Origin of the sequence: Pseudomonas rhizophila (assembly GCF_003033885.1) — a bacterium.
Taxonomy (GTDB): domain Bacteria; phylum Pseudomonadota; class Gammaproteobacteria; order Pseudomonadales; family Pseudomonadaceae; genus Aquipseudomonas; species Aquipseudomonas rhizophila.
The window spans coordinates 4,185,055-4,203,254 of record NZ_CP024081.1; the positions used below are offsets into that span (position 1 = coordinate 4,185,055).

The following is an 18,200-nucleotide window of genomic DNA, read 5'->3' on the forward strand; positions in this document are numbered from 1 at the left end:
GACGCGTCGAACATGTATTTATCAGGTCGTCTTGGCTTTGCTCGCCTTGCGAGGTGTACCGCTGGCCTTGCGCTTGGCCGGCTTGCGTTTGCTTTTCCATGGGGTGGCCCCACGGCCGGCAGGGCTGGCCGGGCCGTTGATGGTCAGGCTCATGCCCTGGCAGCGGGCGATGTGTTTGCTCATCCAGGCGGCCTGGCGGGTCACGAACTCTTCCAGGCTCATCTCTCCGCTTTGCACCATGTCCAGCGCCTGCTCCCAGATGGCGGTAGTGCCTGGATCGGCGATGGCGCGGGGCACCGCATCGATCAGGCTGAAGGCCGCCGGTGTGGCGGACAGGGCCTTGCCGTTTTTCACCAGGTAACCCCGGTCGAGCAGGCCCTGGATGATCGAGGCCCGGGTCGCTTCGGTGCCGATGCCGGTGGTGTCCTTGAGCTTTTGCTTGAGCAGCGGATCCTCCACCAGCCGGGCAACGTTCTTCATCGCCTTGATCAGGTCGCCCTCGGTGAACGGTTTGGGGGGCTGGGTCCACAGGTCCTTGAGTTTGACCTCGTCCACGGCGCAGTCGCGACCTTCGACCAGGGCCGGCAAGGTTTGTGGTACCGGTGCTTCACGGCCTCGTGCCGGAGCCAGCGCTTCGGGCAGGGCGCGTTTCCAGCCGGGTTCGACGATTTGCTTGCCAACGGCCCGCAATGCCTGGGCGGCGCAGTCGAAGTCGGCCTGGGTCCGGTCGTATTCGTGGGTGGGCAGGAACTGCGCCAGATACCGCGCCCGTATCAGCGTATAGACGGCCCGCTGCTTGCCGGCGAGCTTGTCGAGGTTCTTCGCCGCAGCGGTAGGGATGATGCCGTGGTGGGCGCTGACCTTGGCGTCGTTCCAGGCCCGGGATTTGCGTTGGGGCTGCAAGTGCTCGCGCAGCGGCGCCAGACCCGGGTCGGCCTGGGCGAGGGCGGCGAGGATGGCCGCAGCTTCGCTGTGCTGGCTCAAAGGCAGGAAACCGCAATCGCTGCGCGGATAGGTAATGAGCTTGTAGGTCTCATAGAGCGACTGGGCAATGTCCAGGGTTTCCTGGGCGCCGAGGCCGAGTTTCTTCGAGCAGACTTCCTGCAGGGTGCCCAGGTCGAACGGCAACGGCGCCGCTTCGCGCAAGCGCTCGGTGCGCACTTTCATCACCCGGGCGGTGGCAGCGTTGCCCATGGCTTGGGCGGCGTCCTGGGCGAGGGCCTGGTTCAAACAACGTTCCTGATCGTCGCAGGCATCCGGGTCGGCGCGCCACTGGGCGGTGAACACAGTGCCGTCGTGGCGCAGTTGCACGTCGATGGCCCAATAGGCGACCGGTACGAAATCCGCGATGCTGCGGTCGCGATCCACCACCAGGCGCAGGGTGGGGGTCTGCACGCGGCCCACCGGCAGCACGCCCTGATAACCGGACTGACGCCCCAGCAGCGTGAACAGGCGGCTCATGTTCATGCCGATCAGCCAGTCGGCCCGGGAGCGGCCGAGGGCCGAATGGTAGAGGTTGAAGGTTTCGGCGCCCGGCTTGAGTGCGGCCAGGGCCTTGCGGATCGACGCTTCGTCCAGGGCCGACAGCCACAGACGCTGGATCGGTCCACGGTAGCGGCAATGCTCCACCAGTTCCCGGGCAATCATTTCGCCTTCACGGTCGGCGTCGGTGGCGATGACCAGCGTCTTGGCTTCCCCCAACAGGCGCTTGACCGCCTTGTACTGGCCCGCGGTTTTCGGCTTGACCGTCATTTTCCACTGCGTCGGCACGATAGGCAGGTCTGCCAGTACCCAGCGCTTGTAGCGGGCATCGTAGGCGTCGGGCGGGGCGGTCTCCAGCAGATGGCCGATGCACCAGGTGACTGTGATGTTCGCGCCCAGCCAGCAACCGTCACCGCGGCGCGTGGCACCAAGCACGGCAGCGATGTCTTTGGCCTGGGACGGTTTTTCACACAGGTACAGCTGCATAGCGCCCTTTTCCTAAGCAGATTTCATGGGGCTGTAGCATGGTCATGGATGGGCGTCGGAGCAAGTTTTATCTGTATGGATATACAGATAAAGCGTTGCGATGCGTTGCTCCAGGGCGGTTATCGCAACGTTTGGCGGTGTATTTGCACGCAGAATGAATTTCTCGCAAGGGCATCGCTCATAACTTGCAGAGCGGTTGAAACCGCAAAGAACGTTTATGGGGTCAAGGAGAGTCACTTACATGAATTCGATGCCAAAGGGCAACGGACAGGCGGCCGCGCGTTTGATTCTCGTCGTTGAAGATGATCAGACCATTCTGGAGTTCCTCTGTGAGATCCTGCAAGACGAGGGCTTTGCCGTGGAGCCCCGGGAAAGCGCCGACGCGGCGCTGGAATTCCTCAAGCAGAGCGCTGACGATGTGGACTTGTTACTCACCGATATCACCATGCCCGGCAAACTGAACGGCGCGGACCTGGCCAATTTGACCGGCGACCGGTGGCCACAGATACCCTTGTTGATCATGTCCGGTTTCGAAACCCCGGAAAGCGCCGGGATCAAGCATCATGCCTCGTTCATCGCTAAGCCCTGGGCGCTGGGGCAGATGCTGGATCTGGTGGAGAGCACGGTGAAAAATCACTCTGTGCATTGAGCAATGCCAAGAGGGTGAGGTGGCAGGCCTGGGACTGTGCATGTTTGGGTTGCAAGCGGCGATGCGCTCCATGACAATGCGAGTCATTATCAGTCGCGAATTATTCCATTGCCATGCCCGCCAACGATCTGTCCTTACGCAGTGCCGTCGACGTTCTGTACAGTGATCATCACAGTTGGCTCCAAGGCTGGCTGCGCAAGCGTTTGGGCAATGCTTTCGATGCCGCGGACCTGACCCAGGATACCTTCGTGCGTGTCATTAAGGCTCGCTCCGCGTTGGATATTCGTGAGCCGCGACCGTACCTGTCGATGATCGCCAAGGGGCTGTTGATCGATCTGTTTCGCCGCCGTTCGTTGGAACAGTCCTACCTCGAAGCCTTGGCCGCCATGCCGCAAGAGCAGCACCCGTCGCTGGAAGAACAGGCCATCCTGCTCCAGGCCCTGATGGAGATCGACCGCTTGCTGCTAGGGTTGGGGCCGCGTGTCAGGCAGGCGTTCATCCTGTCGCAGTTCGACGGCCTGACTTACCCGCAAATTGCCGAGCGCCTGGGCGTCAGCGTACGTACGGTGAATAACCACATGGCCAAGGCCATGGAACATTGCTGCCTGATGCAGATTCAATTACAACTTTCATGAACCTGCCAGCCGAAGAGTTGCAAGCCATCCGTGTGGCGGCGCAGTGGTACGCCCGGCTTCACTCCGGCATCACGACCGACGCGGATCGAGCCGGGTGGAATGCCTGGCTGAGTGCAGACCCGCTGCATAGCCAGGCCTGGCAACGAATGACAGCGGTGGCTGAACAGATGGCGAGTGTGCCGGGCGCCCTGGCGGCACCGACCTTGAGCGAACGCCACAATCGATCCCGTCGCCAGGTATTGCGCAGCGTCTTGTTACTAACGTCCGCCAGCGGCCTGGGTTGGTTGGGCTGGCGCAGCCAGGCTACGCAGAACCTGCTTTGCGATTACCGCACCGCAGTGGGCGAGCGCCGCGAGTTTCAGCTGGCGGACGGCAGCACCGTGCTGCTCAACACCGACACCTCGGTCAATGTTCGTTTCGATGGGCGCCAGCGGCTACTGGAGCTGTTGTGGGGGGAGATCCTCGTCACGACGGCGATCGATCCCTTGCAGCGGCCTTTCAAGGTCATCACCGGTCATGTCGAAGTGCTTGCGCTGGGCACGCGTTTTATCGTCCGAGGCCAGGCGCGGGGCGGTGAGGTGGCGGTGCTTGAAAAAGCGGTCGAGGTGAGTCTCCCGACGATTGGCTCGAGGATGCGCGTCGAAGCCGGCCAGCGCCTGGATTTCAATGACCGGTCGCTGGGTACGCTGCGCGGCAACGATGTGTCGGTCGGTGCCTGGCAGAAGGGAAGCATCATCGCCATTGACCGTCCTCTGGCGGCGCTGCTGGACGAACTGTCGCGTTACCGCAACGGCGTGTTGCGTTGTGATCCGGCCATTGCCGACTTGAAGGTTTCCGGCGTGTTTCCCGTCGATAACACCGATCTCGCCCTGGCGGCGCTGGAGAGTGGCTTTTCGTTACGCGTGACCCGCTACAGCCGATTTTGGGTCCGGGTATCGAGCGGCGATCAGCGCTGACGTGGCGGCGCGATAAAAAAGAACACTGTCCTGCACTTTTTATCTCCATCGTTCGGCTCTTCCTCAGTGAGTTTTTATCGACCGTTTGGGGGAGGGGAAGCATGTCTTGGGTAAGCGCGCCAGGTCGTCTGGTGTTTGCAGTGAAAATCGGCTTGCTGGCAGCCGTGACCGGCAGCGTCGGGGTCGTGAATGCCAGTCCGGCTCCAGGTGCCTCGGCGCAGCAGCGTTCGGTGCAGGCCTACGATATCGGGGCCGGCAGCCTGGTGGATGTGCTGACCCGGTTCTCCAGTGCCGCCGGTGTCGCCATTTCGTTTGATGCCCGGCAACTCCAGGGCCTGCAATCGCCCGGCCTGAGAGGTTCGTTCGGCGTGGGCGATGGGTTTGCCCGCATTCTTGGCGGTAGCGGCCTGCAAGCCGACCTCCAGGCCAATGGCACGTACGTGCTGCGCTCCGTGCCAGCCAACGGTTCGGCCATGCAACTGGGAGCAACCACCATCGAGGCGCAGATGCTCGGAGCGACCACCGAGAACAGTGGCTCCTACACGACGGGGGCGGTCACGATCGGCAAAGGCGAGCACTCCCTGCGCGAGACGCCGCAATCGGTGACAGTGATCACTCGCAAGATGCTCGATGACCAGAACCTGAACACCATCGATCAAGTGATGGAAAAAACGCCCGGCATTACCGTCTACGACTCGACCATGGGCGGCAAATATTTCTACTCCCGTGGGTTCCGGATGTCCGGTCAGTATCAATACGACGGTGTTCCGCTGGACATGGGCAACAGCTATGTCCAGGCCGACAGTTTCAGCAGTGACATGGCGTATTACGATCGGGTCGAAGTCCTGCGCGGTGCCGCCGGGATGATGAAGGGCGCCGGCGGCACGTCCGGTGGCGTCAATTTCGTCCGTAAACGCGGCCAGGCCACGGCCCAGACCGAACTCAGCCTCTCGGGTGGCACCTGGGACAACTACCGCGGGCAGGTCGATACCGGTGGCCCGCTGAACGATTCCGGCACCCTGCGGGGCAGGGCGGTGATCGCCGAACAGAGCCGGCATTATTTCTACGACGATGCTCGGCGCAAGGACCAGATTTACTACGGTGCCCTGGACTTCGACCTGACGCCCGACACCACCCTCGGCCTGGGCCTGGCCTATGAGGACGTCGATGCGAGTCCTTGCTGGGGCGGGCAGCCGCGCTACAGGGATGGCAGCGATTTGAAACTCAGTCGCTCTACTTGCCTGGATCCGTCGTGGAACACTTGGCGTAGCCAGCGGACCACGGTGTTCAGCGATCTCAAGCATCAACTCAATGACGACTGGGCCGTGAAGGTGGCCGGTGTCTATACGAAAAACACCCAGGACATCAAATACGCCTTTGCATCCGGCTCGGTGACGCCGGGTGTCTCGACCACCAATGTGCTGGGCAGCATGTACGACTATGACCAGGTCGATTACGGCCTCGACGCCTATCTGGACGGCAAGTTCGACGCCCTCGGGCAGCAGCATGAATTGATCGTCGGCTTCAACGCCAGCCGTTCGGACAAGGACGATTTTTTCTCGGTCGCCTTCCTGCCGCAGCAACAGAACGTATTCGATCCGGATCGACACATTCCGGAACCGGATGACAGTTACTTCATCGAGAACTCAACGCGCGGTGGCCCGGTGAAAACCGTCACCCGGCAACAAGGCCTGTATTCGACCCTGCGCCTGAAACTGGCGGACCCGTTGACGTTTGTCGTGGGCAGCCGGGTGAGTTGGTACAACTCCAAGACCGACTCGGTGTTCCTCACCGGCGGTTCGGAACACGCCAAGAGCACGGAGACAGGCCAGGTCACCCCGTTTGCCGCCGTGTTGCTGGATCTCAACGAACACCTGACGGCCTACGCCAGTTACTCGGACATTTTCACGCCCCAAGGCAACTACCGTTCCGAAAGCGGTTCGGCACTCAAGCCCCTGGTGGGTGAAAGCTATGAGCTGGGGATCAAGGGCGAATGGTTCGAGGGACGCCTGAACAGCGCCTTCAACCTGTTCCGCACGTTGCAGAAAGACCAGGCCCAGACCGACTACAACTCAAGCTGTGCGTCCTCGGACGGTTACTGCTACGAGAACGCCGGCAAGGTTCGCGCCCAGGGTTTCGAAGCCGAGATCAGCGGTGAAGTCATCGAGCGCCTGCAACTGCTTGCCGGTTACACCTACACCCAGACCAAGACCCTGAACGACATTGATACCAGCCTCAACGGCGGCTCGTTCAACAGCTATGTGCCGCGTCATGTGCTGCGTCTGTGGGGCGATTATGCCCTGGGTGGGGCGTTCGAACGGTTCAGCGTCGGTGCGGGGGTCAATGCCCAAAGCGACAATTTCCGGGTATCGCCGGCGACGGGGGAGAAGATCACCCAGGCCGGTTATGCCGTGTGGAATGGTCGCGTCGGCTACCGCATTGATGACACCTGGTCGCTGGCCCTCAACGGCAACAACCTGTTCGACAAGCGCTACTACAGCACCATCGGGACCGAGAGCTTCGGTAACTATTACGGTGAGCCGCGCAACCTCACCATGACTCTGAAGGCGCACTTCTGATCCGCTGGCGAGGGAACAAACGCCCTCGCCACGGTTTTGCCCTCAGTTTTTATCCAGGTCCACGTTCCGGGTTTCCCGCAGGCAAATCATGCCCACCACCAGGCTCACCCCGGTGATCATCACCGGGTACCACAGCCCGTAGAAAATGTCCCCGGTGTAGACCACCAGGGCAAACGACACGGTGGGCAGGAAACCGCCGAACCAGCCGTTGCCGATGTGGTAGGGCAGGGACATGGAGGTGTAGCGGATCCGAGTGGGAAACAGTTCGACCATCAGCGCCGCCAGTGGGCCGTAGCACATGGCTGAAATGATGATCAGCGCCACGATCAGTGCCACGATCATCGGCCGGTTGATCTGCTGGGCATCGGCCTGTTGTGGGTAGCCCGCCAGGGTCACCGCGCCGCGCAGGGCGGCTTCGTCGTAGCCTTCAAGCTTCACATCACCGACGCTGACCTGCACATCACTGCCGGCCGGCGCCGCGACACTGCTGTAGGGCAGGCCTTGCTTGACCAGGAAGGTCTTGACCTTGTCGCATGGGCTATCGAAACGGGCCTTGCCCACCGGGTCGAACTGGAAGGTGCACGTGGCCGGATCGGCGATCACGGTGATCGGCGCCTGACGGCTCGCCAGGTCAATGGCCGGGTTGGCGTAGTGGGCCAGTGTCTTGAAGATCGGAAAGTACAACGCCGTCGCCAGCAACAGGCCAATCATCAGTACCGGTTTGCGCCCGACCTTGTCCGACAGCCAGCCAAAAAAGATGAAGAACGGTGCGCCGATGACCACGCTGACGATCAGCAGGCTGTTGGCCAGGGCCGGATCCATCTTCAGGAACTGGGTGAGGAAAAACAGCACATAGAACTGCGCGGCATAGAAGGTCACCGCTTGCCCGGCGTTGATGCTGAACAGCGCGATCAGCACCACCTTGAGATTTTCCCACTTACCAAAGGATTCGCGGATCGGCGCCTTGCAGCACTTGCCTTCTTCTTTCATTTTCAAGAAGGACGGCGATTCATGCAGGCTCAGGCGGATCCAGGTGGAGATGCCCAGCAACACGATCGACAGCAGAAACGGAATGCGCCAGCCCCAGACTTCGAACTGATCGCCCGTGAAATAACGACAGCCCAGTACCACCAGCAGCGAAAGCAGCAGCCCGAGGGTGGCGGTGGACTGAATCCAGCTGGTGTGGAAACCGCGCTTGCCCATCGGCGCGTGTTCGGCGACGTAGGTGGCAGCACCGCCGTACTCACCGCCCAAGGCCAGGCCCTGGAGCATGCGCAGCACCACGAGGATGATGGGCGCGGCAATGCCGATGCTGGCGTAGTTGGGCAACAGGCCGACGCAGAACGTCGCCAGGCCCATGAGTACGATGGTGGCCAGGAAGGTGTATTTGCGTCCGATCATGTCTCCCAGCCGTCCGAATACCAGTGCGCCGAAAGGCCGCACGATAAAGCCGGCGGCGAATGCCATCAGGGCGAAGATGAATGCCGTGGTGTCGTTGACCCCGGCAAAGAACTGCTTGCTGATCACCGCCGCCAGGGCGCCATAGAGGAAAAAGTCATACCACTCGAACACCGTCCCCAAGGACGAGGCGAAGATGACTTTCTGGGTTTCCTGGCTGGTGCCGGCGCTACGCGTGGCTTCCAGGGACTGAACATGTTCAGACATTTGGGTATCCCTCACAGTGATTGTTTTTGTTGTTCCACTGTCGACGCCGGTACAGCGTCTCCTGTTTTGCTGCATACCTTGAATTCAAAGGGTTCTCCTTGTGGGAGCGAGCCTGCTCGCGAAAGCGGTATGCCGGTCGACATCATCGTGAGCTGATACACCGCCTTCGCGAGCAGGCTCGCTCCCACAGGGGGATTCTGTTGTTCTTCAGACCGTGGCAGGTTCCTTTTGGGGCGTGGTGCTGCGGATGTCCGCCTCGAGGATCATCTGCGCCGCCTTCTCGGCAATCATCAGCGTGGGCGAGCAGGTGTTGCCCGAGGTGATGCGCGGCATGATCGAGGCGTCGGCGATGCGCAGGCCGTTGATGCCGTGAACCCGCAGTTGCGCATCCACCACCGCGTCGCGGTCCAGGCCCATGCGGCAGGTGCCCACCGGGTGGAAAATCGTCGTGCCTATACGGGCGGCGGCCTGGTGCAGTTCTTCCTCGGTTTGCAGGCTTGGTCCCGGCAGGTATTCCACCGGCTTGAAGGCGCTCAACGCCGGGGCGGCGACGATGCGTCGGGTCAGGCGGATGGCGTCGGCGGCGACCCGCAAGTCTTCGGGATGGCTCAGGTAGTTGGGCTGGATCAGCGGCGCCTCGTGCGGGTTGGCTGAGCGAATGTCCACCCGGCCACGGCTTTGCGGACGCAGGTCACAGACCGACGCAGTGAACGCCGGGAAACTGTGCAGTGGTTCGCCAAAGCGTTCCAGCGACAAGGGCTGCACGTGGTATTCGAGGTTGGCCGAGGTCTGTTCCGGCCCCGAGCGGGCGAACGCGCCGAGTTGGCTGGGGGCCATGGACAGCGGGCCGCTGCGATCATAGAGGTAGCGCAGCCCCATGCCCATCTTGCCCCATAAAGTGCCGGCGATCTGGTTCAGGGTACGGGCGTTTTCCAACTGGTAGATCAGCCGCAGTTGCAGGTGGTCCTGCAAGTTGCCGCCCACGCCGGGCAGCTCATGAACCACGCCAATGCCCAGGCGTTGCAACAGGTTGCGCGGACCGATTCCCGAGCGCTGCAAAATACCCGGCGAGCCGACGGCGCCGGCGCACAGCACGATTTCCTTGCGCGCCTTGAACGTCATGCCTTTGCCTTGCCAACGGGCGCTGACGGCGTGGGCCCGGTTGTCACGCAACAGCACGCGGTCGACTTCGATATCGGTCATTACCGTGAGGTTGGGGCGCTGACGAACCGGTTTGAGGAAGGCCTTGGCCGCGTTCCAGCGCACCCCGGCTTTCTGGTTGACCTGGAAATAGCCGCAGCCTTCGTTGTCGCCGCCGTTGAAGTCGTCCACGCTGGGGATACCGCTCTGCTCGGCGGCGGTGCGAAACGCATCGAGAATCGGCCATGACAGGCGCTGGCGTTCGACCCGCCATTCCCCGGCGGCGCCATGGAGCTCGGAGTCTCCGGCAAAGTGGTTTTCGCTCTGTCTGAACAACGGCAGCACGTCTTTCCAGGCCCAGCCAGGGTTGCCCTCGGCGGCCCAGCTGTCGTAATCCGCGGCCTGGCCGCGCATGTAGATCATGCCGTTGATGGAGGAGCAGCCACCCAGCACCTTGCCCCGTGGGTAACTCAGTGCGCGCCCTTGCAAACCCGCTTGCGCCTCGGTCTTGAAGCACCAGTCGGTGCGCGGGTTGCCGATGCAGAACAGGTAGCCGACCGGGATGTGAATCCACGGATAGTTGTCGCGCCCGCCCGCTTCAAGCAACAACACCCGGTGCTGCGCGTTGGCGCTAAGCCGGTTGGCCAGCAGGCATCCGGCAGGGCCGGCGCCCACGATCACGTAATCGTATTCATCGACGACAGGTTGCATTCGCGACCTCATTTTTGTTCTTGTGGGATGCATCCTAGTTGTTAGGTTTCGTCAAAAGAATGTTAGTTTTTGCGCAACCACTGTGCGTTTTTAAACAGTCCTGCCTTCAGGCGTGTTCAAGGATGGCCCATGTTCGACTGGAATGACCTGCGCTACTTTCTGGAACTGCAACGCAGCGGCCGTTTGCTCACGGCCGCACGACGCCTGAACACCACCCATGCCACTGTGGCCCGGCACATCGAAGCCATCGAGAAAAGCCTGGGCACTGCGTTGTTTGTCCAGCATGCCCAGGGTTATGAACTGACCCCCGCGGGCGAATCGTTGCTCAAGCACGCCGAAGCCATGGAAAACGTGGCGCTACTGGCTCAGGAGGACATCACCCAGTCCAGCGCGCCCTTGGGCAAGATCCGCGTGGGGGTGACGGAAGGGCTGGGCATCATGTTTTTAGCCAGCCGCATGGAGGGTCTGTTCCAGCGCTATCCGGGGCTGGAGGTGGAGTTGGTGGCGGTGCCGCGTTTTGTCAGCATCCTCAACCGCGAAGTGGAAATCAGCATTCACCTCGAACGCCCGGTGGCCGACCTGCTGGTGACCCGCAAGCTCACCGACTACAGTCTGGCGCTCTACGCCAGCCAGGCCTACCTGGACCGCTCGCCACCGTTGCGCAGTCGCGAAGACCTGGCCCGCCATGCCTGGATCGGGTATGTCGACGACCTGCTGTTCAGCCAGGAACTGATGTTTCTCAACAGCTTTTGCCGCAACCCTCGGGTGGTGTTCCACAGTACCAGCGTCATCGCCCAGCAACAGGCTGCACGCTCGGGATTGGGGATTGCCGTACTGCCTTGCTACATGGCCAGCAGCGACCCGGCCCTGGTCCCTTTACTGCCCGATGAAACCATCCGCCGCAGCTACTGGATCAGCACCCGCCGCGAACTGCACAAATCCGTGCGCCTGCGGGTGCTCTGGGATTATGTGGTGCAGTTGTGCGAGCGCGAGCAGGGGCTGCTGCTGCCCTGATCGCCAATGTCCCTGGCCATCGATCATCCAGCGCTGGCCGCGCAAGTCCCCTTTTATGGCCCCCAATGACCTCAAGCCAACGCGCGGGCGTGCCTTAGTGTGAGTCTGTCTGACCCAACACAATAAAGGCGTGCTCATTGCGCCACCAAGAGGGGCCCCATGTCGGTACCAACGTCTTCAGCCTGGACTCACGCCGCGGCGATTCTTTCGCTTGGCGTATTGCTCGCCGGTTGCGGCGAAGAGGCCAAAACGAGCCCGCCCAGGGCCTTAACGAGTGTGCCCGCCGACGGAGCGCTGGCACAAATCTACGACAGCAGTTGCAAGCTCTGCCACGCCAACCCCGGCGCCGGAGCGCCCCTGACCGGCGACGCCAACGCCTGGGCGCCGCGAGTGGCCCAGGGCAGCGACACCCTGCTTGATCACACGATCAACGGCTACAACGGCATGCCGCCGATGGGTCTGTGTATGCACTGTTCCGAAGAGCAGTTCCTGGCCCTGATCGGCTTCATGTCCGGCCAGCCATTGCAATGACCAACAGGGGAACGACGGCATGACGATGGACTATTCACGGCGCCAGTGGCTGCAACGGGCCGCCGCTGTCGCGGCCTTCACGGCGCTGGGCAGCCAGGGTGCCCTGGCCGAGTTGATGCGCGCCCCGCGACTGATTCCGTGGCGCAATTGGTCCGGTGCGCAAAGTTGCCTGCCGGCAGCGCGTCTGGCTCCCAAGAATCTGGATGAACTGGTGCAAATCGTGGCCCGCGCCGAAGGGCGGATTCGTCCGGTGGGTTCAGGCCATTCCTTCAGCGCCCTGGTGCCCACGGACGGGACTTTGCTGTCGCTGAGTTTTTTCAGCGGTCTGCTGGATCACGATGTCGTCAGCCTGCAGGCCGAGTTCGGTGGCGGCACGCCCATGTCGCGCATGGGCCCGGCACTCAAGGCCATCGGTCAGGCGCTACCGAACATGGCCGACGTGGATTACCAGACCCTGGCCGGGGCCATCGCCACCTCGACCCACGGCACTGGCAAGGCATTCGGTTCGTATTCCGCGCAGGTGGTCGGGCTGCAACTGGTGACGGCCGGCGGCGAGGTGCTTGATTGCGATGCCAACCGCCATCCCGAAGTGTTCAAGGCCGGGCGGGTGTCACTGGGTGCGCTGGGGCTGGTGACCCGTGTGCGTTTGCAGAACCGTCCTGCTTATCGGCTGCGCGAGCGCCAGTGGGTGGCGAAAACCGAAGAGTTGCTCGAGGACCTGGACACCAACACTCGGGACAACCAGCATTGGGAAATGCAGGTGGTCACCCATTCCGACTATGCGTTGTCGATTGCCTTGAACGAAACCACCGATCCGGCCACTGCACCGGTGAGCCCCGAGGAGGAGGGTGGCAACGAATTCGTCACCCTGATCGAAAAGCTCGACAAGTATGGCAGCGACTTTCCGACGATCCGGCGCACGTTGCTCAACAGCCTGCGACTGGTGGCCGACTTCGAGGATCGGGTTGGCGATTCCCACGACATCTACGCCAATGCGCGCACCGTGCGCTTCAACGAGATGGAATATTCGGTGCCAGCTGAACACGGTCCGGCGTGCCTGCGGGAAATCCTCAAGCTGATCCGCGACAAAGACCTGCGCACCTGGTTTCCCATCGAATACCGCTACGTGAAGGCCGATGACATCGCCCTGAGCATGTTCGAAGGCCGCGACAGTTGCTCGATCTCCGTGCACCAGCATTACCAGATGGACCATCACAATTTCTTCGCCGCCATCGAGCCGGTCTTCTGGAAATACCAGGGGCGCCCGCATTGGGGAAAACTGCATTCCTTGAACGCCAGGACGCTCCAGGCGCTCTACCCACGCTGGAATGAGTTTGCCCAGGTGCGCCAGGCCCTGGACCCTGGCGGAAAATTCCTCAACGGGCATCTTTCAACGATTCTGGGAGCGAGCTGATGGGTTTCAATCGTCGAGGGTTCCTGGCTGGGACGGTGGGCGCCGGACTGTTGCTGACCGGCGTCGGTGCCTGGCTGCGACCGCGGGACCAGGGCGGGCCGTACAGCGATTATTTCCGCCAGTTGAACCGGGAACTCAAGGCCCACGGTCCCATGCGACCGGTGATGCTGATTGACCTGGACCGACTCGATCACAACATCGACGTGGTAATGGCCTCGGTCCGGCGCGCCGGCAAACAGCTGCGCTTGGTGGAGAAGTCCCTGCCATCGCCGGGGCTGTTGAACTACATTGGCCAGCGAGCCGAGACTCGACGGTTGATGTCGTTCCACCAACCGTTTCTCAACCACGATGCGTTGCAGTTTCCCACGGCTGATATTTTGCTGGGCAAACCTCTCCCAGTGCGCAGCGCCGCGTTGTTCTATGAGCTTCACAAAGGACCCTTCGATCCGTCACGCCAGTTGCAGTGGCTGCTGGACACACCTGAACGGCTTGAGCAATACCGGGCCCTGGCCCAGGGGCTTGGTACTCGCTTGCGGATCAATATCGAACTGGATGTAGGCCTGCACCGGGGCGGAGTAGCCGACGATGCCACGCTGGAGGCAATGCTCAAGCTGATCCGGGCGAACCCGACGCACTTGGAATTTGCCGGGTTCATGGGCTACGACCCGTTCGTGGGCATGGGCGTGCCCGAGCTGCTGGCAACCCCTCAGGAGCTGCTGGCGCGGGTCATGGCGATCTACACCGCACGGGTGGATTTCGTGCGTCTGCGCTACCCCGACCTCTGGCATCCTGGCCTGACCCTCAACACCGCCGGCAGCCCCAGCTATCGCTTGCACGAACGGGAGAAACTGAGCAGTGAAGTCTCGGTGGGCACGGCCATGCTTAAACCCAGCCACTACGACCTGCCATCGTTGAACGAGCACGTACCGGCCGCCTACATCGCCACGCCGGTCTTGAAGCGCACCGGCCCGGTCAACATCCCGGCACTGGACGACAAGTCGCGGATTTTTTCCTGGTGGGACGTGAACCAGCGCGGGACTTTTTTCATCTACGGCGGCAACTGGATGGCCGATCTCGAATCACCCTCAGGCTTGAAGCACAACGACCTCTACGGTCGCAGCTCCAATCAGGAAATGGTCAACGGTTCTGAAACGGTGGGGCTGGCGGTGGAGGACCAGGTGTTCCTGCGACCGACCCAGAGCGAGTCGGTGCTGTTGCAGTTCGGTGATCTGCTGGCCGTGCGCGGAGGGCGGATAGTCGAGATGTGGCCGGTCTATAGCTGACCACGGATCTTGTGGGAGCGAGCCTGCTCGCGATGACGGCGGTACATTCAGCATCAATGCAGGCTGATCCACGGCTATCGCGAGCAGGCTCGCTCCCACAAGGAATTGCTGGTGAGCCTGCCGGAATCGAATAGAGCGTTCACAACGCAAACGGAATACTGATCTTGGCCCAGAGCATTTCGCCTTCGGGGCGGTTCTCTACGTTGAACTCCTTGGCCCAGCGGATCTCGGCGCTGGCGTATTTGAGAAAGGTCAGGTGCAGCGCCGGACCGATGGCGAACACCTGGCCGCGCACGCCGTCATCCACGTCCTGACCGGCGAACTGCACGGTGCGGCCGTATTGTTTGTCGTCGGTGGTCTGCTTGAGGTAGTAACCGTTGAGCCCCAGCATCACGTTGTCCGTCAGCCGGTAACTGGCGGAGTAATCGAAGTGGAAAATCTGCCCTGAGCGGTAGTCGGTGTCCTTGTTCTCGCGATTGAAACTGTAAGTGCTTTTCATCGACACCTCGGTGTTTTCCGTGGGCAACCAGGTGAAGGAAAACAGCGGCTTGTAGGTGTAGAAATTGGTGCTGGTGTTGGCCAGGCGGTCGGTGCTGTATTCGCCGGTCGGCACGGTGATTTCCAGTGCGGCGGCCAGGGTCAGGTTTTTGCCCATGTCCCACAGCACGATGGGCGAAATGGTGGTATCGCCCATGCCTTCGCGAGTGTCCTGCAGGCCGAACACCGAGATTTCCTGTTTGATCCAGGGCTGGCCAACGTAGATACCCAGGCGTCCACCGGCCACCCGCAAAGGGCTCAGATAATCGATCCGGGGGACCACCGCCGTGGATTCGATTTCGACATCCGGGACTTCGCCGCCCAACGAACTGATGTTGAATTTCCTGGCCTTGTAATGGTTGTAGTAGAGGTTGAACGCAAACATGTGGTCGGGAAGGTTGTCGACGTCCAGCGGCAACACGAAGAAACCGTCGGTGCCGGTGCCGATGTTATCGACTCCGGTTTCGGTGGCCAGGGCCGGCAGGGCACAGGCCAGGCCGAGGGTCAGTTGCAAGGCGAATGTCGTGCGGGTCGGGTTCATGCGGGGGCTCATTATTATTGTTGGAAATGCACCAAAGGTCCGAGCCATACAAATAAGCCGTTCGCCGCCGACAGGGCAGGGTATTGGCGGCCACACAGGGGACATGGGCGGCCAGATTTTTGTGCCCCTCTATACGCTGGGTCATGCTAACGTTTATGAAACAACCGGTTACAAAGACGCCGCCTAACGTACCCCGGAACCCGCCCATGCAGATGAAAGTCATCGACCCGACCTATGAACTGGCGCTGGTGTCGCCGTTTCTTTTGCAAACCTTGGCCGACGTGGTGGCAGACCAGGGTTTCGATGCCGCCAGCCTGTGTCGCGGCCTTGGTTTCGGGCTCGACGATCTGCAGGATCCTGCCCAGCGGATTTCCTATCGCCAGGCCGTGGTCATGATCCAGCGGGCGCTCAAGCTGTTGCCTGATCGGGGCCTGGGCTTGTGGGTTGGCGATCGCAATGTATTGGGTACCCTGGGCCTGCTGGGCCACGTGTTGTCGCTGTGCGAAACCCTGCGCGATGCCTTTGCCCTGGGGATTCGGTATCAACACACCACCGGCGGTATCGCAGTCTCGAGTGTTGAAGAGGCCAGTGACCGGATCATGGTCGAGGCGACTTGCCGCCTGCCTTTTGCCGAGGTCCAGGTCTTTGCGGTCGAAGAGTTTTTCGCCAGCCTGATGGTGTACGGCAGGGCGTTGGCAGGGCCTGACTTCAGGCCCCAGGCCGTGGAGTTCATGCACGCTGCGCCGTCTTATGCCCAGGAATACCAAAGGGTCCTGGGGCCGGATGTGCGTTTCGGTTGTCGTCACAATCGCATGCTGATCGATGCCTGCTGGCTCGGCGTACGCCTGCCCAACCATCACCCGCTGGCCTTGCGTCAGGCCCTGGCCTTGCTGGAACAGGAGGCCACTGAGGTCCATCGCAAGATCGATCTGATCCAGGCGGTGGAGCGGGCGATTGCCCGGGACCTGACCCGTGGCAGCCACATCGAGAAAATCGCCAGCGACCTCAACATGAGCAGCCGCACCCTGCGCCGACGCTTGACCGAGCACAACCTGACCTTCGAAGCCTTGCTGGAACAGGTGCGTCGTGGCCGGACCCTGAACCTGCTGGCCAACCCCGACTGGTCCATCGAGCGCATCACCGAAGAGGTCGGCTACAGCGATGTGCGCAGTTTCCGCCGGGCGTTCCGGCGCTGGACCGGGATGAGCCCGAGCGCGTTTCGGACCGAGGGGTCGACACCGGCTTAGCCGGGACGGTCAATGGTCGGCTCCCTGTGGTTGACTGACTGGCGGTGCTTGTCAGAAAAAACCGACAAGAGTACAAATGTACTCCATGACGACTCTCACCCCCCGCCGTACCGCCATCCTGACCTTCATCCGCGAACGCATCGCCGAGCAGGGGCAGCCCCCCAGCCTCGCTGAAATCAGCGAGGCGTTCGGTTTCGCCTCCCGCAGCGTGGCGCGCAAGCATGTGCTGGCGTTGACCGAAGCCGGTTTCATCGAAGTCAATCCGCACCAGGCCCGGGGTATCCGCTTGCTGAACCAGCCGCCGCGTCCCGAGCTGCTGGACGTACCGGTGCTGGGGCGGGTGGCCGCCGGCCTGCCGATCGGTGCGGATGCCGAGGTCCACAGTCGCCTGATGCTTGACCCGGCGATGTTCACCAAGGCGCCAGATTACCTGCTACGGGTCCAGGGGGACTCGATGATCGAGGATGGCATTCTCGACGGCGACCTGGTGGGCGTGCAGCGTACGCCCCAGGCCTCCAACGGCCAGATCGTCGTGGCGCGCCTGGACGGTGAAGTCACCATCAAGCGCTTCGAGCGAATCGGCGAGCGGATACGTTTGCTGCCGCGCAACCCGGCCTACCAGCCGATCATTGTCGAAGCCGACCAGGACTTGGCCATCGAAGGCGTGTTCTGTGGCTTGCTGAGGCAAGGCTGATGGGCGCTGTCGTTGCGCTGGACACGCTGTTCAACGGTGGCCAGGTCTGGAAGGGCCGGCCCGCGCCCCCGGCTGCCAGCCCGCAGCCCACCGGTCATGCGGCCCTGGACGCGGCGTTGCCCAGCGGTGGCTGGCCGGAAGCGGCGTTGACGGAACTGCTGGTCGCCGCGCCGGGCGTGGGCGAGTTGCAACTGGTCTGGCCAACCTTGGCGCGACTGACGGCGGCGGGGGAGCGGATCGTGCTGGTGGCGCCGCCATTCGTGCCCTATCCGCAGGCCTGGCAGAACGCTGGGGTGGACCTGCGCCAGTTGTCAGTGATCCGGGCCGATGAGCGCGATGCCTTGTGGGCCGCCGAACAATGCCTGCGTTCGGGCAGTTGTGGCGCGGTGCTGTGCTGGCCCCGCCAGGCTGATGATCGCGCCCTGCGCCGCTTGCAAGTGGCGGCGGAAACCGGCCAGACCCTGGCGTTCGCCTGGCGCTCGATTCAGGAAGCCATCAACCCCTCGCCGGCGGCCCTGCGCATCGCCATCGATGGCCGGCCAGGGCAATTGCGGGTGCTCAAGTGCCGGGGCGGGCTGGCCCGTTCGACGCCGATTGCCTTCGCCACGCTCAGCACACCGACCGAGCATTGAGGTT

At 62.1% G+C, this 18,200-nt stretch carries 15 protein-coding genes; 11 read left to right on the forward strand and 4 right to left on the reverse strand.

Annotated features, from left to right (window positions below; genetic code table 11):
• Positions 1-21: 21 nt before the first annotated feature.
• Positions 22-1,968, reverse strand: a complete 1,947-nt coding sequence (locus tag CRX69_RS19510) for a DNA topoisomerase III (protein ID WP_107322638.1) — start codon at positions 1,966-1,968, stop codon at positions 22-24.
• A 241-nt stretch (positions 1,969-2,209) separates the two neighbouring features.
• Between CRX69_RS19510 and CRX69_RS19515 the strand changes: the two genes are divergently transcribed.
• The 4 genes from CRX69_RS19515 (at position 2,210) to CRX69_RS19530 (ending at position 6,787) form a co-directional block, all read left to right on the forward strand.
• Positions 2,210-2,617 carry a response regulator gene (locus CRX69_RS19515; protein ID WP_047227796.1) on the forward strand — a complete coding sequence of 136 codons (408 nt, stop codon included), beginning with the start codon at positions 2,210-2,212 and terminating at the stop codon, positions 2,615-2,617.
• Between the two features lie 113 nt (positions 2,618-2,730).
• Positions 2,731-3,252: a sigma-70 family RNA polymerase sigma factor gene (locus CRX69_RS19520; RefSeq protein WP_047227797.1), complete on the forward strand. Its 522-nt coding sequence runs from the start codon at positions 2,731-2,733 to the stop codon at positions 3,250-3,252.
• The gene (locus tag CRX69_RS19525) at positions 3,249-4,208 is read left to right on the forward strand and encodes a FecR domain-containing protein (RefSeq protein WP_107322639.1); all 960 of its coding nucleotides are present in this window, start codon (positions 3,249-3,251) and stop codon (positions 4,206-4,208) included. Before CRX69_RS19520 ends, CRX69_RS19525 begins: the two co-directional genes overlap by 4 nt.
• A gap of 101 nt (positions 4,209-4,309) precedes the next feature.
• A complete protein-coding gene (locus CRX69_RS19530) occupies positions 4,310-6,787 on the forward strand; it encodes a TonB-dependent siderophore receptor (RefSeq protein ID WP_107322640.1) in 2,478 nt (825 codons plus the stop codon).
• A 42-nt stretch (positions 6,788-6,829) separates the two neighbouring features.
• Here the strand turns inward: CRX69_RS19530 and CRX69_RS19535 are convergent, their stop codons facing one another.
• Both CRX69_RS19535 and CRX69_RS19540 read right to left on the reverse strand, forming a co-directional pair.
• Entirely contained in the window at positions 6,830-8,452 is a 1,623-nt protein-coding gene (locus CRX69_RS19535; protein WP_047227800.1) for an MFS transporter, read from the reverse strand.
• A 207-nt stretch (positions 8,453-8,659) separates the two neighbouring features.
• Positions 8,660-10,303: a GMC family oxidoreductase gene (locus CRX69_RS19540; protein WP_107322641.1), complete on the reverse strand. Its 1,644-nt coding sequence runs from the start codon at positions 10,301-10,303 to the stop codon at positions 8,660-8,662.
• 129 nt (positions 10,304-10,432) lie between these two features.
• Here CRX69_RS19540 and CRX69_RS19545 point away from each other — a divergent pair, with 129 nt between their 5' ends.
• The 4 genes from CRX69_RS19545 to CRX69_RS19560 all read left to right on the forward strand — a co-directional run bounded on the left by CRX69_RS19545 (position 10,433) and on the right by CRX69_RS19560 (position 14,545).
• On the forward strand, positions 10,433-11,317 hold the full coding sequence (locus CRX69_RS19545; RefSeq protein WP_107322642.1) for a LysR family transcriptional regulator: 885 nt from the start codon (positions 10,433-10,435) through the stop codon (positions 11,315-11,317).
• A gap of 159 nt (positions 11,318-11,476) precedes the next feature.
• Complete coding sequence (locus CRX69_RS19550; RefSeq protein WP_047227803.1) at positions 11,477-11,848, forward strand: c-type cytochrome; 372 nt, start codon at positions 11,477-11,479, stop codon at positions 11,846-11,848.
• Between the two features lie 115 nt (positions 11,849-11,963).
• A complete protein-coding gene (locus CRX69_RS19555; RefSeq protein WP_177513953.1) occupies positions 11,964-13,262 on the forward strand; it encodes a D-arabinono-1,4-lactone oxidase in 1,299 nt (432 codons plus the stop codon).
• 74 nt (positions 13,263-13,336) lie between these two features.
• A complete protein-coding gene (locus tag CRX69_RS19560) occupies positions 13,337-14,545 on the forward strand; it encodes a DSD1 family PLP-dependent enzyme (protein WP_177513955.1) in 1,209 nt (402 codons plus the stop codon).
• Positions 14,546-14,684: 139 nt separating this feature from the next.
• Here CRX69_RS19560 and CRX69_RS19565 read toward each other — a convergent pair whose 3' ends face one another.
• The gene (locus CRX69_RS19565) at positions 14,685-15,623 is read right to left on the reverse strand and encodes a SphA family protein (protein WP_047227806.1); all 939 of its coding nucleotides are present in this window, start codon (positions 15,621-15,623) and stop codon (positions 14,685-14,687) included.
• Positions 15,624-15,829: 206 nt separating this feature from the next.
• Here CRX69_RS19565 and CRX69_RS19570 point away from each other — a divergent pair, with 206 nt between their 5' ends.
• The 3 genes from CRX69_RS19570 to imuA all read left to right on the forward strand — a co-directional run bounded on the left by CRX69_RS19570 (position 15,830) and on the right by imuA (position 18,196).
• A complete protein-coding gene (locus CRX69_RS19570) occupies positions 15,830-16,870 on the forward strand; it encodes an AraC family transcriptional regulator (protein WP_107322645.1) in 1,041 nt (346 codons plus the stop codon).
• Between the two features lie 76 nt (positions 16,871-16,946).
• Positions 16,947-17,564: a transcriptional repressor LexA gene (lexA, locus tag CRX69_RS19575; protein ID WP_047227808.1), complete on the forward strand. Its 618-nt coding sequence runs from the start codon at positions 16,947-16,949 to the stop codon at positions 17,562-17,564.
• The gene (imuA, locus tag CRX69_RS19580) at positions 17,564-18,196 is read left to right on the forward strand and encodes a translesion DNA synthesis-associated protein ImuA (protein WP_047227809.1); all 633 of its coding nucleotides are present in this window, start codon (positions 17,564-17,566) and stop codon (positions 18,194-18,196) included. Before lexA ends, imuA begins: the two co-directional genes overlap by 1 nt.
• Positions 18,197-18,200 lie beyond the last annotated feature (4 nt).

Bases quoted from the DNA above. Each gene is read 5' to 3' on its own strand.
- CRX69_RS19520 (WP_047227797.1), top strand. From the start codon at position 2,731: ATGCCCGCCAACGATCTGTCCTTACGCAGTGCCGTCGACGTTCTGTAC.
- CRX69_RS19540 (WP_107322641.1), bottom strand. From the start codon at position 10,303: ATGCAACCTGTCGTCGATGAATACGATTACGTGATCGTGGGCGCCGGC.
- lexA (WP_047227808.1), top strand. From the start codon at position 16,947: ATGTACTCCATGACGACTCTCACCCCCCGCCGTACCGCCATCCTGACC.
- CRX69_RS19545 (WP_107322642.1), top strand. From the start codon at position 10,433: ATGTTCGACTGGAATGACCTGCGCTACTTTCTGGAACTGCAACGCAGC.
- CRX69_RS19550 (WP_047227803.1), top strand. From the start codon at position 11,477: ATGTCGGTACCAACGTCTTCAGCCTGGACTCACGCCGCGGCGATTCTT.
- CRX69_RS19565 (WP_047227806.1), bottom strand. From the start codon at position 15,623: ATGAACCCGACCCGCACGACATTCGCCTTGCAACTGACCCTCGGCCTG.
- CRX69_RS19515 (WP_047227796.1), top strand. From the start codon at position 2,210: ATGAATTCGATGCCAAAGGGCAACGGACAGGCGGCCGCGCGTTTGATT.
- CRX69_RS19525 (WP_107322639.1), top strand. From the start codon at position 3,249: ATGAACCTGCCAGCCGAAGAGTTGCAAGCCATCCGTGTGGCGGCGCAG.
- CRX69_RS19510 (WP_107322638.1), bottom strand. From the start codon at position 1,968: ATGCAGCTGTACCTGTGTGAAAAACCGTCCCAGGCCAAAGACATCGCT.
- CRX69_RS19535 (WP_047227800.1), bottom strand. From the start codon at position 8,452: ATGTCTGAACATGTTCAGTCCCTGGAAGCCACGCGTAGCGCCGGCACC.
- CRX69_RS19555 (WP_177513953.1), top strand. From the start codon at position 11,964: ATGCGCGCCCCGCGACTGATTCCGTGGCGCAATTGGTCCGGTGCGCAA.
- CRX69_RS19570 (WP_107322645.1), top strand. From the start codon at position 15,830: ATGCAGATGAAAGTCATCGACCCGACCTATGAACTGGCGCTGGTGTCG.
- imuA (WP_047227809.1), top strand. From the start codon at position 17,564: ATGGGCGCTGTCGTTGCGCTGGACACGCTGTTCAACGGTGGCCAGGTC.
- CRX69_RS19530 (WP_107322640.1), top strand. From the start codon at position 4,310: ATGTCTTGGGTAAGCGCGCCAGGTCGTCTGGTGTTTGCAGTGAAAATC.